Source organism: Bacillus sp. FF-1 (assembly GCF_028548245.1).
Taxonomy (GTDB): domain Bacteria; phylum Bacillota; class Bacilli; order Bacillales; family Bacillaceae_G; genus Bacillus_A; species Bacillus_A paranthracis.
In genome coordinates this window covers 408,391-421,720 of record NZ_JAQQGG010000001.1, presented here as the reverse complement: position 1 = coordinate 421,720, position 13,330 = coordinate 408,391, and the positions used below count along the sequence as shown (strand labels likewise).

The window sequence follows — 13,330 nt, the reverse complement described above, 5'->3', positions numbered from 1 at the left end:
TTGCTTCTGTTTATTATGTAAAAAACCCTTCTTTGTGCAAGAAGGGATTTGCATTCCAGAATATTTCTCAGCGTATCAAAACACCTCACATTATAACACACGTTGCTAATGTTTCACAATAATATATACATTCTCTTGTAAGCGATGCGCAATGCCATCTAGAATTGCCTCTAAATTATTTGCAACAAATTCTAACTCCTCTGTCGATTCACAAGTAAACAGAGGGGCACCACCAGCAAATTTCTCCGGAGTCGTTGTAATAACTGCAAGAATTACACTTTCTAACATCATCTCTTATCTCCCCTTCCTTTCGGGGCTTCCGATGACATATGAACAGCACTTTCTAACGTCGGCACGTTCCCTATGACACCTATTGCTTTCTCCACATCTTGATCTTGTGGTAAGACAAAGATTCCAACCCTGCCATCCTCTAAATCACGCTTTGCTAGCGGCGCAAGTGCCGGCGTACCAGAATCTCTATAAATCCCTAAAGCAACAGAAACATCATGTAAAATAGCTTGTCGTTGTCCTAAGTTAGAGATTGTCACCATCGCATCAATTGATTTCGGTCTTAAAATAAAACCCATTCCATACTTCATAATTTCCTCTTGTCTTGCTGGCAATCCAATATTCATAATGTAAATATTATCAATATACAGCCCCGCTCCTTCAAAACGAAGTGGAACATGCTCGATATCAACAAGATCATGCAACCTCTTACCAGACATTAATGTTTTCGCGATAAAAAATGCGATGATAGCCATAACGACTCCAGCAATCCATGAACGGAACCCTATATAAGCAAACGTCGTTACAAACGACGTTAACATCGCCAAATAGTTGCGACTTTCAAAAACTAATGCAATTCCTTCAATATATGTATTCCCACGTGGTACAAGCTCATAACCATCTAATTGTTGCAATGTATTTCTTTCCATATTACGCACATCACGAAACTGTGTTGCTGCTAGCGTAAGAAACGTAATGGCAGAAAAATCTTTTTTCAATATAGACGGAATCGCAATCGCTCCTAAAGCCGCCGCAATTAACCCCATCGCAATATGAATAATTTTCCCGTGGAGCCTCGTCGGATATTGCCGGGTATCTGTCCGAAGCATGAGCACTCTCGTTACTGTCCCTGCTATTACGCCGCATAAAATGGCCGGTGTATATTCAATCATGTATTACCCTCGCCTTTCTTTTACGTGTTTTCCTCTTAAACTGTTCCATGTGTACGGAGACTTTCGCAATCCAAAATAAAATTGCCATGAATAATGTAGAAACAGCAACGATATCAAAAAACGCTAAACTACCGTAATCGTAAGGAAAATGCAGTTTCCGAAAAATAATTGTCACAAACAATTCTCCCTGTAACATTCCTATATAAAGAGAACATAGTCGTAATATGCGATCCTCATGTAATAAAACGGATGCATATACAAGAGCACTACTTAACAAAAATAACCTGTCCACCACAATCCAAATTGGATCATATACTTCTAACAAATGAAAACTTGTATATAACATTGCAATAATAAGTGCCGAAAGTAAGCTATATAATTTTTTCCAAATAGAATAGAGCGTGAGTCCTATAAAAGCTATACCAGAAAGTAAAAGTGCATTTACTGATACCGTAAATGAAGCAATCGTTACATGTAACGGAGAACAAATAATAAAAATCAATATACAGGCGCTTATCTTCCACCGAATAGAGTCCTTTTTCATAAAAAATGTTACGACAATCCACCCTATCCAGGCTACAAAATAAAAAGTACTCCCTTCCATCATTTCACCTCCTATGTTTTCCATTATGGGAACTTTTTATGAAAGTTAATCCACTTTCTTCGCGCATAGTTTTTTCATATAACAGCAACACTTTTAATAAGGAGGTGCTATTCATTATGGGTAAAGATCGTCAAGAAAAAAAACTAAGAGAATCTCGCCGCGTTGAATCTGATCGTGACCAATCACTACAATATCCGGGTGCAACTGGACTTGATACACCTGAGCAAGCTCGAAAACAGAATCAGCACTAATGAATACAAAAAGACGGTTTCGATATTGTACGAAACCGTCTTTTACATATTTCTTCATAATTTCTATTCATATTGAAATAACATTTCACATACAAATCTTTCTAAACTTTATTTTTATCCATACCTATTTTTCTTAGAAAAATTAAACCTTCTGCAATAATTCAATGGCACATTATCTACATTTCTCAGTCGCAAATTTTACAAGATACTGTTTATATATAGGAATTATTTCATTTTTCTAGAATATCAATTCCATCCCTCGCTTTATATTACTAAAATGAATAGAAAACAAAAAAATCAACCAAACGGTCGATTTTTTATCTTCTACTATAATGCGTCGTATCAATGCCACGCTGCGTTAACCAATGATACGTTTCGCCCTTTACAACAAGAGGAACAGACTGTAACTCTTCTATCGTCTTCGCGCCAAGAGCTGTCATAATAAATTTCAAGTCTGCATGTAATAGATCAATTTCATCCACTAACTTCTCGATGCCATCTTGCATTAAAATGCGTAAAAAGTATCCAGCAAAAGCAGTTGTATTCGCCCCTAATGCGATTGCTTTCGCTACGTCAAGCGCTGTTTGTATACCCCCAGATGCAATAAAAGAGAGGTTATTATTTGTAGAGGTTGCTTCAATAATCGAGGTAGCTGTTTGTATGCCCCAGTTATTAAAATAAGAAAGCATTCGCTGTCTTCTTTCATTTTCAACAGCAGCAAAATTCGTACCACCTTGTCCGCCAATATCAATTGCCGTTACACCTACGCTCGCTAACTGTTGCATTGTTTCCTTACTCATCCCAAATCCAACTTCTTTTACAATGACAGGAACTTTACTATTTAAAACAATTTTCTCAATACGCTGAAGTACACCAGTAAAGTCACGGTCTCCTTCTGGCATCGTTAACTCTTGTATGACATTTAAATGAATTTGCAATGCATTTGCTTCAACCATATCAACAGCACGCTCTGCCTGTTCAACAGTTGCCTCACTACCTAAATTAGCAAAGAAAATACCATTTGGATTTACCTTTCTAATAATCTTATAAGAAGCAGCCTCACTTTCATCTTTTAACGCTGCCATTTGCGATCCTACAGCCATAGCAAGGTTATGACGTTTCGCTACATATGCTAATTGCTCATTAATATGTAACGTTTTCTCTCCTCCACCACCAGTCATCGCATTGATAAAAATCGGCGAACTTAGTGAAAGTTCGCCGATTTTTGTTTCACATGTTATTGTGTCATAATTTGAATTTGGCAAGCTTTGATGCACAAAATCAATATCATGAAAGCCATGCGTACGAGACTGACCAGTAGAAAGAGCGTATTCAATATGATCTAATTTACGTTTTGCCCTTACCACTTGTACCCCTCTTTATTTTTTTAATTTTTTCAGTTGTTCACCAATAATGTCACTTAATTGGAAAGTAGCAGAATCAGCATTCGGTTCATACTGACTATAATCTTCAGTTACATTATTTTCCTCAAGCGCTTCTTTTATACTTAAAGAAATACGTTTCTCTGCTACATGCACTTCAAGCACTTTCACTTTTACTTCTTGTCCCATTTCCAATACTTCATTTGGATTTTTCACGTGACGATTTGCAATTTGAGATACATGCACAAGACCTTCAACGCCCGGTAAAATTTCAACGAATGCACCGAATGTAACAAGACGTTTTACTACTCCTTCACGAATATCTCCAGCTTTTACTTCGCCACCAACATTTTCCCAAGGTCCCGGTTGAGCTGCTTTAATTGATAAAGAAATACGTTGTGTGTCAGCATCAACAGATAATACCTTTACTTTTACCTTTTGACCTTGCTCTAATACTTCAGAAGGTTGCTCTACACGTTCGTGTGAAATTTGTGAAATATGAACTAAACCGTCCACACCGCCAACATTAACGAAAGCACCAAAATCCGTTAGTCGTTGTACTGTCCCTTCAACAACGTCGCCTTCTTTTAATGAAGAAATTGCTTCTTTCTTCTTAGAATCTAGTTCTAATTCTACTACCGCTTTATGCGAAAGGATTACACGATTTTTTTCACGGTCCAATTCAACAATTTTCACGGCTAATGTTTTGCCTTTATAGTCAGTAAAATCTTCTACATAATGTACTTCTACAAGTGAAGCTGGTATAAAGCCGCGAACACCAAGGTCCACAACTAATCCACCATTCACGATATCTTTTACGGTAACATCAAATACGTGACCAGAAGTAAATTTCTCTTGTAATTCTACCCATGCTTTTTCTGCATCAACAGCACGTTTAGATAATACAAGATCATCCTCTTCTAACTTAATAACCTTTAATTCTAGTGTTTGATCTAATTCTACAACATCGCTTGCTTTTTCAATATGAACGTTAGCTAATTCACTAATTGGAATTACGCCATCTGTTTTGTATCCAACATTTACAAGCACTTGTTTCTCTTCAACTTTCGTTACAGAACCTGTAACAACGTCACCAACTTGTAATTCTTTTGAATCCATAACTTCTTCATTCATTTTCTCTACCATGGAAATACCTCCCTACAGAATTGACAAAGCATTTTTTATGTATATACGAAATGAAAACAATTGTTTTCATTTGCATGTTTAAGAATTTATCATCACATACGTAAGCTTCATACATTTCACTAGAAAATATATTAAACCTATATAAATAGTATACAGCAAAATCATGTTGAAGAAAGTATGTTTTGAAATATAATAGCGAATATATTCTGACAGTTTTATTCCTCTTTAACTAACTTCTTATAAATCCGGTCATTTGTCAAGGAAAGAGACTCACAATTCACGTATCCTTTACATTTTTATATAAACAAAAAAGAAAGAGGCTACCCCCTTTCTTTATTTCGCAAACACTCCCGAAACAATACCCATAATTTTTTGGACAACTTCTTCAATTGATAAAGAAGTTGTATCTAATTCCAATGCATCATCAGCTTTTTTTAGAGGAGAAACTTCGCGTTCTGAATCTAATTTATCACGCTGAGCAATTTCTTCTTTTAATTGCTCTAAATTAGAATCGAAACCTTTATTCATATTTTCTAAATGTCTTCTTTCTGCTCTTTCTTCAACAGAAGCAAGCATAAAGATCTTCACTTCAGCATCTGGTAACACATGTGTACCAATATCACGACCATCCATTACAACGCCGCCTTTTTCCGCTAACTCTTGTTGACGGCGTACCATTTCTTCACGAACAAGGCGATGTTTCGCCACAATCGATACTCGATTCGTTACCTCAGGTGTACGAATTACTTCAGAAACATCTTGTCCATTTAAAAATACAAGTTGTGTATTTTCTCCTTGCTGAAACTCGATTTTCACATTTTTTACAACTTCCATTAACTGCTCTTCATTTTCAATATCCACTTTTTGCTCAAGGGCTGCGTATGTAATCGTACGATACATTGCGCCTGTATCAATATAAACGTAAGAAAGCTTCTTCGCTACAACTTTCGCAACTGTACTTTTTCCAGCAGCTGCTGGACCATCTATAGCAATTGAAATTCGTTTATCCATTGTAACACCTCATTTTTTCACTTATAAAACAAAACGAAAAGCAGGTATTCTCCTGCTTCTTCTCATTTGCTTCACGTCATTAAATCCTCAATTATTGTAGCATAATCCTTCATAGAAGAAAATGAAAACTACCTATTCACCTGTAAGATTTCTGCTTTGTTTTTTACCATGACACCTTCATAATAAACAATTTTAGATAAATATTTCACTGATGACTTATGTATAAATAACAATTGCACAACAGAAAGACAAATGAATTGTATTATTAATATACGAATAAGCATTCTCTCCATCTTTTTCAACGTAATGGCTCCCTCCTATACTGTATTTGCACATTTCGTTTCGTAATTTTATACATCGTACATATAGCATTTCATTTTATTGTCATTTTCGAGGCATACTTTTATACATTTCCATTGTCGAATTTACTCAAAACATGTTATGTTCTAAATGTATTTTTTTACTTGAAAGGGGTATAAGCATTGAAAAGAATCCTAGTTTTACACACAGGTGGAACAATTGCAATGGAGGAAGATAAAGAAACTGGGGTCGTACAACCAGGTGAAAAAAATCCTCTTTTAAAATTCATTCCTGATTTAGAAGGCGATGTTGATTTAATCGTTGAAGATGTGTTTCATCTACCATCTCCTCATATGACACCGAGCGAAATGTTACAATTACAAGTCATCATTGATGAAAGAGTAAAACAAGACAACATTCATGGCGTAGTCATTACGCATGGTACGGATACATTAGAAGAAACGGCCTATTTCTTAGATTTAACAGTACAAGCAACTATTCCGATCGTTGTAACAGGCGCAATGCGCTCTAGCAATGAATTAGGTGCTGATGGTCTATATAACTTCTTATCAGCTGTAAAAGTCGCTAGCAGTAGTGAAGCTGCCGAAAAAGGCGTTTTAGTCGTATTAAACGACGAAATTCATTGCGCTACAAACGTAACGAAAACACATACAAGTAATGTAGCAACATTCCAAAGTCCACAGTATGGACCAATCGGTATGGTAACAAAACGTGGTGTTGTATTCCACCATGCTTTAGTACATCACGAAACATATTCAGTAAATAAGGTTTCTAAAAATGTAGTCGTTCTAAAAGCGTACGCTGGTATGGACGATACATTGTTAGCAGCAATTGAAAATCTTCCAGTAGACGGGATTGTTATTGAAGCGCTTGGACAAGGTAATTTACCTCCAAGAACTCTTCCTAGTCTAGAACGGCTAATAAATAAAGGAATTCCTGTCGTATTAGTTTCTCGCTGTTTCAATGGGATCGTTCAAGATGTATATTCATATGAAGGTGGCGGCAAACAATTAAAAGATATGGGTATTGTATTCACATACGGTTTAAACGCTCAAAAAGCACGTATTAAATTATTAGTTGCATTAGAGAATACAACTTCTCATGAAGCAATCCAAAACATGTTTATGCACGATTAAAAAAGAAGCTGTCGAAGTTTATTCCGACAGCTTCTTTTTATATTTCTCTTGTTGCAATGGTTTGCGCAATCGCATCCCCATGAAATCGACCGTTCTCAATAAATATTTCATTTGCATTATTTCCAGCAGCAATTACACCTGCAATGAAAATATTTGCAGCGTTCGTTTCCATCGTATCCTCTGCATAAATTGGACGTCCTGTCGCTTCATCAATCCGAACACCCATCTTTGTTAAGAAACTATGATCAGGATGGTAACCAGTCATCGCAAATACAAAATCATTTTGGATTGTATATGCTTCGCCATCAACTGTATACGTTAATGTATGTTCAGTAATTCCTTTCACATGAGCCCCGAAATGCATGTGAATTGTACCATTTCGAACTAACGCCTCAAACTCTGGCAAAATCCAAGGCTTTATGCTTGGTGAATACTCACTTCCGCGATATAGTACCGTTACACGCGCACCAGCTTTCACAAGCTCTAACGCGGCATCTACACTCGAGTTTTTCCCACCTATAACTACTACATCTCGATCAAAATAAGGATGTCCTTCTTTAAAATAGTGAGCTACCTTCTTCAATTCCTCACCTGGAACGTTCATATAATTTGGATTGTCATAATATCCAGTTGCTACAACAATATATTTCGCTATATACATTTCTTTACTTCCGTCACGCTTTGTCGTTTCAACCTGAAAAACTTCTCCATCTTTTTGAACTTTCTCTACTCGTTCAAAAGCATTTACACGTACAGATTTACGCTTTACTACTTCACGATAATACGCAAGCGCTTGATTTCGAACAGGCTTACGATTTTCTGTAATAAAAGCTACATCACCAATTTCTAATTTTTCACTAGAAGAGAAAAATGTTTGATGGGTTGGATAATTATAAATCGCATTTACAATGTTTCCTTTTTCAATTACTAACGGATTTATCCCTACCTTTTGCAACGAAATTGCTGCTGCTAATCCGCACGGACCGCCTCCAATTATGATAGCTGTTTCTTTCTGCATACTCGGTTCACTCCTAGTCTTCTACCAATACACTATTTATAAAAACAAGAAAAAACCTACTTACAGCAGTAGGCACCTATCTTTATTGTATTCATTTTTCATATATTTGTCATCTAAACGAAACGTACATCCGATAGACATCTGCTAAAAACTGCTGAAATTTAATACCTTGTTTCCCTAAAACATTTTCAGGATCAATCTTTCTGGCTGGATCAAGTGTTTTATGTGATACGATATCTTTTTTCGGATTCAAGCCGAAGTTTTGACATAAATACGCATGATACCACGTAAAACGTGTATATGCTTCCCAAAAATTAACATCACCGCCATAACAAAGCTCCACTCCAATGGCAGCCTTATTGGCATCATACCCATATAAGTCATTATCTGTCGGCACACCATATCGAACATGATAAGCAACTTCATTTATAGGAATAATTTCTAGTATTGTTTTGTCATCTATAAATGTATGTGCCGAAGCTTTCGGTTGTATTTCATTAAAATAATCCCGATTCCCAATCGCATTGCTACCAGGATTCCCCGTATCATGGCTTACAATAAACCTTACTTTAGAAAGAGGAATTCCCGGCCGTGAACTTCCATATCCAATATAGTTACGCTCTATAGGAAACATCGCCATTACTACCAACTCCCGCTTCAGAAGATTACCTTACTTCTTTATATATGTATTCGGTAGCAATGTCCTTATAGCATATTTCTTACGCGAAGAGAAAATCGAAAATATTTGATGTGAACACCATAAATAATAAAATACTTACAGCAACTCCATAAAAACCGTAAAACCAAACACAATCTTCTTTCGTATCTAAACCGAAAAATTTATTTACTGATTGTAATAATGTGCCGCGCTTACTTTGTTTGTTTCTTAATACTTCCACTCGTTCTACAACATCCGCTGGCATCATAAATCTTTGGTCTACTGTCATTTTCATCATTTATCTCTCCTTAAAATCATTTCCGTTTTGTTTATCTAAGGAGAGTATAGCACGTTTGTTCGCATAGAACAAGCGTTCTTTTCGTTTTTATTTTATTTTTCAGCAAATCCAGTAAGAATCGTGATTACAAAGGCGATAATTGGCCCTACTACAACCGCACCAAATATTAAAAACAGTAGCCCTTCCCCGAACACCCGAACAATACTTGTATTTTTGACTTTCGTCGTTCTTGCAAGTTCTCCCTCTAACCTCTTAACCTTTTCTTCTAATTGTTCTACCCGTTCCATCATTTCATTTCCCATTTACAACACTTCACTCTAATACTTCAACAAAAAAACGTGATTCCCTCGAAAGGAATCACGTTTTCTCACAATATAATATTATACCCAACCTCTGAAGCGACTTGCTTCAGCCATTTTACGAACACCGACCATATACGCTGCTAAGCGCATATTCACTTTACGAACTTGTGCTGTTTCATAAATAGAATCAAATGATCTTACCATTACTTTTTCTAAACGTTGTTCTACTTCTTCTTCAGTCCAGTAGTAACCTTGGTTATTTTGTACCCACTCAAAGTAAGATACTGTTACCCCACCAGCACTCGCTAATACGTCTGGAACAAGTAAAATTCCGCGATCTGTTAAAATTTTAGTTGCTTCTAATGTTGTTGGACCATTTGCAGCTTCAACAACGATTTTTGCTTTAATATCATTAGCATTTTCTTCTGTAATTTGGTTCTCAATTGCAGCTGGAACTAAAATGTCGCAATCAAGTTCTAACAATTCTTTGTTTGAAATTGTATTATTAAATAGTTTTGTTACTGTACCGAAGCTATCACGACGGTCTAATAAATAATCAATATCTAATCCGTTTGGATCATGTAATGCGCCGTAAGCATCTGAGATCGCAATAACTTTCGCACCTGCATCATGCATAAATTTAGCTAAGAAGCTACCAGCATTACCGAATCCTTGAACAACAACGCGTGCACCTTTAATATCAATGTCGCGTTTTTTTGCAGCTTCGCGAATACAAATTGTAACACCTTTCGCTGTTGCTGTTTCACGTCCATGTGATCCACCTAATACAAGTGGCTTACCTGTAATAAATCCTGGTGAATTAAATTCGTCAATACGGCTATACTCATCCATCATCCATGCCATAATTTGAGAGTTTGTGAATACATCTGGAGCTGGAATATCTTTCGTCGGTCCTACGATTTGGCTAATTGCTCGTACATAACCGCGGCTTAATCTTTCTAACTCACGGAATGACATTTCACGCGGGTCACAGATAATTCCACCTTTACCTCCGCCATATGGTAAATCAACAATACCACATTTTAAACTCATCCAAATTGAAAGTGCTTTCACTTCATTTTCTGTTACATTCGGATGGAAGCGAATTCCACCTTTCGTTGGACCAACAGCATCATTATGTTGTGCACGATATCCTGTAAATATTTTAACAGTCCCGTCATCCATACGAACTGGTATTTTCACTGTCATCATACGAACTGGTTCTTTTAATAATTCATATACTTCGTTTGGATAACCCAATTTTTCTAACGCTTCACTAATAACAATTTGTGTTGAATTCAATAGTTCAAAATGTTGTTCCCTTTGTTGTTGTGTTTTTGTTTGAGTTCCCTTTTCGGCTACCATAGTAAGTAAACCCCCTGTAATTTCACTTGTTTAGTAAACCTTCATTGCCTAGTATACACCGTTAAATTTGGAATGCAATAGAAAACGCTAACAAATATATACAAAGTATTTTCTTTTGCAAGCGTTTTCACTATCATTATAGTCCTTTTATCGCTTTTAGAAAAGTAAAATACTTAAATATTTAAATATTTTTTATTTTATTCATGTACAGCACTTTGAAAAAAATACATTTAAGTAAGGTAAAAAACAAAACCTTAGCTATGTTACATTAGCTAAGGTTTTGTTTTTTCACAAAGTAATTGTGTATTTGTTCAATTGCTTGAGAAGCCATTAATTCTTTACCATACTCCATTAGACGATAAATAGTTGCTGTAGACGGATTACCATATTCCGCTAAAATAGCTATAAAATCTGCCTTCAGTAATTGTATTTGCTCCTCTTCTTCCATCCAAAGATAGAAACGCCCATCCCACGTATATAATTTTCCGCCAGTTACATCAAGGTTATATAAACGATTCGACAGGTTAATTACGTCATCTAGTGTAGCAAACTCATAAAGGATATGCTCGCTTTCATCTAGAGTCACTTGCATTTCAATAAACTCGTCACGGAACTCATCATCTGTATCCGCTTCTTGATGTTCTTTCGTTACAATTACGACCATTCCTTGCGCTTGTAGAGAAAATACTTCAACTGCAATCGGGCCATCCGCTTCAAATCCCAATTCTTTATTTGCTTCTTGCATCATATCACGAAATAATTGCTGTACTTTCGGTGCATTTCTCCACAAATCTTCTTTCGTTAATCCTCGTTCAGATAAATCATCAAATGTTAAGAAAATTTTTATCTTATTGTAATTTAATCGTTCCAGCCTCATCTCATACCCTCCCTACGCAACCAATGAATATAATTTTTATTATATGAAATAGAAAATAGATGGTTCTTTTCGAACAACTATTCTAACATTTTTAACCAATCATCCCATTCTTCTTTCGTGTCACCAATTAGGCTTGTTTGAATGTTCAACTGATCTCCAGCACCTATTTCTCCTATAACCCCAACAGAAAGGTTTTCACTTTTTTCTTGCAACAAATTCAAGTAGCTCGTTGCGTTCTTCAGTTCTCGTCCGTCATCAAAAGAGATTACTACATATTTAGGTCTTATTTGCTCAACAGCTAACGTAATACTATCTTCCGCTAAGCTTGCCCTAATATATATCACCTCATATCCTTTTAATCGTAAATACGTTGAGAAAACAAACCCTTTCAACATATTACTTTCTAACACAACAACTTTGTGTATAGAAGAAAACGATGATGCATTATGATATACCATCCCTAGACGCGTTTGTAAAAATGATACGACATATTGGAATTGCACCATTGTAACTTCATTATTATTTTTTAACGTTAACAATTTATTTGACACTTGAAGAACAATACTTGCGATAACTTTTTCTGTTGCATAAATACTAAAGGCCTCGTTTAACAATGCAGAAGTTGTAATTTCATCAAATTTTAACAAAGCTTGTAGTAAATCGTCCACTAAAACAACTTCTCTATCGTAATGTATTTCATTTTGAACACTATTCTGCAAACGATTCCCTTCTAATAATTGAACTGCTTGTCCAATCATCATGCCGGAAGAAACCTTGTCCATTAACCATTTCAAAATTTGAATATGCTCTTCTGTATATAATCGATGCCCCGCATGATTCCGCTTTGGGGCAATCATTTGATATCTTCTTTCCCATGCACGAAGCGTACTTGGTTGAACTCCAATTATTTTTGAAACAGCTTTTATGTTATATTTTCCGTTTAGAGTTGGCATCATTTCCCTCCGCATAACGTAATAATATGTGTTTGAGCAGGTGCTCGGAAGCGAAGTGGAATCAACGTTGTTCCATACCCATTACTAACAAAAAGAGTTATATTTGAATGCTTATATACGCCACCTTTTAAATATTTTTTAGATGGGAATAATCGAATCTGCCCTCCATGTGTATGTCCACTTAGCACAAGTGAAATTTGTTCTTTTCCAGACATTTTATTTATTATATCAGGGTTGTGGCTAATTAATATGCGAAAACCATCTTCTTTACAATCAGCCAACGCTAAATCTAAACGATCACGTTCCAAACCAACATCATCTACACCGAGCAAACAAATTTTCTCTCCTAATTCAGACTCAAATACAACTCTTGTATTATCTAAAACTTTTACATTATTTTCTAATAACAAAGCATCTAATTCATGATATTCAATTTCATAATCATTATTTCCCCATACAAAATATACAGGAGCTATTGCTCTTAGCTTTTGTATATTTGCAGAGATTTTCGATAAAGGGACACCTTTTTCCGCTAAATCACCACCAATAATTACAAGATCAACTCTTCCTTTTACTTGTTCAATTAACGAATTCGAAATGACCCTTCTATGAATATCAGATATAAAAAATACATTTACTTTTTGAAAACTTTTCGGAAATTCTTCAAATATTAAAGTATGTTCTAGCACCGTATTACGCATTGCTTCTGTATACATTACAAGAAGCATTATAATACCAATACAAACGAGAGTACTTAATAAGATAATCCATATCATATATTTTTACTCCCCTCCTCATAAAGATAATCCTCAGTTTTTATAGTAAGT

Annotated in this window: 17 protein-coding genes; 2 read left to right on the top strand and 15 right to left on the bottom strand. The window is 35.7% G+C overall.

Features of this window, described 5'->3' with window-relative positions:
* Nucleotides 1-105: 105 nt before the first annotated feature.
* Genes PQF83_RS02285 through PQF83_RS02275 form a run of 3 tightly spaced genes read right to left on the bottom strand, consistent with a single transcriptional unit; the run spans nucleotide 106 to nucleotide 1,785 of the window.
* Nucleotides 106-291, bottom strand: a complete 186-nt coding sequence (locus PQF83_RS02285; protein WP_000979054.1) for a capping complex subunit for YIEGIA — start codon at nucleotides 289-291, stop codon at nucleotides 106-108.
* Entirely contained in the window at nucleotides 288-1,181 is an 894-nt protein-coding gene (locus PQF83_RS02280; protein WP_000575282.1) for a YIEGIA family protein, read from the bottom strand. The genes PQF83_RS02285 and PQF83_RS02280 overlap by 4 nt, the downstream gene beginning before the upstream one ends.
* Entirely contained in the window at nucleotides 1,174-1,785 is a 612-nt protein-coding gene (locus tag PQF83_RS02275; RefSeq protein WP_000399224.1) for a YphA family membrane protein, read from the bottom strand. The genes PQF83_RS02280 and PQF83_RS02275 overlap by 8 nt, the downstream gene beginning before the upstream one ends.
* Before the next feature lie 116 nt (nucleotides 1,786-1,901).
* On the opposite strand from PQF83_RS02275, the gene PQF83_RS02270 reads away from it, so the two are divergent.
* A complete protein-coding gene (locus PQF83_RS02270) occupies nucleotides 1,902-2,036 on the top strand; it encodes a YpzI family protein (RefSeq protein WP_000513898.1) in 135 nt (44 codons plus the stop codon).
* Nucleotides 2,037-2,353: 317 nt separating this feature from the next.
* Here PQF83_RS02270 and PQF83_RS02265 read toward each other — a convergent pair whose 3' ends face one another.
* From PQF83_RS02265 to PQF83_RS02250, 4 genes are all read right to left on the bottom strand, one after another.
* Entirely contained in the window at nucleotides 2,354-3,403 is a 1,050-nt protein-coding gene (locus PQF83_RS02265; RefSeq protein ID WP_000251042.1) for a type 2 isopentenyl-diphosphate Delta-isomerase, read from the bottom strand.
* A 12-nt stretch (nucleotides 3,404-3,415) separates the two neighbouring features.
* Nucleotides 3,416-4,564 carry a 30S ribosomal protein S1 gene (gene rpsA, locus PQF83_RS02260; RefSeq protein ID WP_000229569.1) on the bottom strand — a complete coding sequence of 383 codons (1,149 nt, stop codon included), beginning with the start codon at nucleotides 4,562-4,564 and terminating at the stop codon, nucleotides 3,416-3,418.
* A 333-nt stretch (nucleotides 4,565-4,897) separates the two neighbouring features.
* Nucleotides 4,898-5,575, bottom strand: coding sequence for a (d)CMP kinase (gene cmk / locus PQF83_RS02255; protein WP_000361264.1), 678 nt, complete (start codon nucleotides 5,573-5,575; stop codon nucleotides 4,898-4,900).
* Between the two features lie 128 nt (nucleotides 5,576-5,703).
* Nucleotides 5,704-5,877 (bottom strand): YpfB family protein, encoded by a 174-nt coding sequence (locus PQF83_RS02250; protein WP_000738061.1) that lies wholly within the window; start codon nucleotides 5,875-5,877, stop codon nucleotides 5,704-5,706.
* A gap of 180 nt (nucleotides 5,878-6,057) precedes the next feature.
* On the opposite strand from PQF83_RS02250, the gene ansA reads away from it, so the two are divergent.
* The gene (gene ansA, locus PQF83_RS02245) at nucleotides 6,058-7,032 is read left to right on the top strand and encodes an asparaginase (RefSeq protein ID WP_000822020.1); all 975 of its coding nucleotides are present in this window, start codon (nucleotides 6,058-6,060) and stop codon (nucleotides 7,030-7,032) included.
* Between the two features lie 37 nt (nucleotides 7,033-7,069).
* Here ansA and PQF83_RS02240 read toward each other — a convergent pair whose 3' ends face one another.
* The 8 genes from PQF83_RS02240 to PQF83_RS02205 form a co-directional block, all read right to left on the bottom strand.
* Nucleotides 7,070-8,050 (bottom strand): YpdA family putative bacillithiol disulfide reductase, encoded by a 981-nt coding sequence (locus PQF83_RS02240; RefSeq protein WP_196240852.1) that lies wholly within the window; start codon nucleotides 8,048-8,050, stop codon nucleotides 7,070-7,072.
* Nucleotides 8,051-8,159: 109 nt separating this feature from the next.
* The gene (locus PQF83_RS02235) at nucleotides 8,160-8,690 is read right to left on the bottom strand and encodes a peptidoglycan recognition protein family protein (RefSeq protein WP_001240643.1); all 531 of its coding nucleotides are present in this window, start codon (nucleotides 8,688-8,690) and stop codon (nucleotides 8,160-8,162) included.
* Nucleotides 8,691-8,769: 79 nt separating this feature from the next.
* Nucleotides 8,770-9,006, bottom strand: a complete 237-nt coding sequence (locus PQF83_RS02230) for a DUF3961 domain-containing protein (protein ID WP_001983018.1) — start codon at nucleotides 9,004-9,006, stop codon at nucleotides 8,770-8,772.
* A 92-nt stretch (nucleotides 9,007-9,098) separates the two neighbouring features.
* Entirely contained in the window at nucleotides 9,099-9,308 is a 210-nt protein-coding gene (locus tag PQF83_RS02225) for a hypothetical protein (protein ID WP_000526182.1), read from the bottom strand.
* Between the two features lie 78 nt (nucleotides 9,309-9,386).
* Nucleotides 9,387-10,673, bottom strand: coding sequence for an NAD-specific glutamate dehydrogenase (gudB, locus tag PQF83_RS02220; RefSeq protein ID WP_000225176.1), 1,287 nt, complete (start codon nucleotides 10,671-10,673; stop codon nucleotides 9,387-9,389).
* A gap of 268 nt (nucleotides 10,674-10,941) precedes the next feature.
* A complete protein-coding gene (locus PQF83_RS02215) occupies nucleotides 10,942-11,550 on the bottom strand; it encodes a genetic competence negative regulator (RefSeq protein WP_001235392.1) in 609 nt (202 codons plus the stop codon).
* A gap of 77 nt (nucleotides 11,551-11,627) precedes the next feature.
* Nucleotides 11,628-12,503 carry a MerR family transcriptional regulator gene (locus tag PQF83_RS02210; RefSeq protein WP_001142636.1) on the bottom strand — a complete coding sequence of 292 codons (876 nt, stop codon included), beginning with the start codon at nucleotides 12,501-12,503 and terminating at the stop codon, nucleotides 11,628-11,630.
* Nucleotides 12,503-13,279: a metallophosphoesterase gene (locus tag PQF83_RS02205; RefSeq protein WP_000637818.1), complete on the bottom strand. Its 777-nt coding sequence runs from the start codon at nucleotides 13,277-13,279 to the stop codon at nucleotides 12,503-12,505. The genes PQF83_RS02210 and PQF83_RS02205 overlap by 1 nt, the downstream gene beginning before the upstream one ends.
* Nucleotides 13,280-13,330 lie beyond the last annotated feature (51 nt).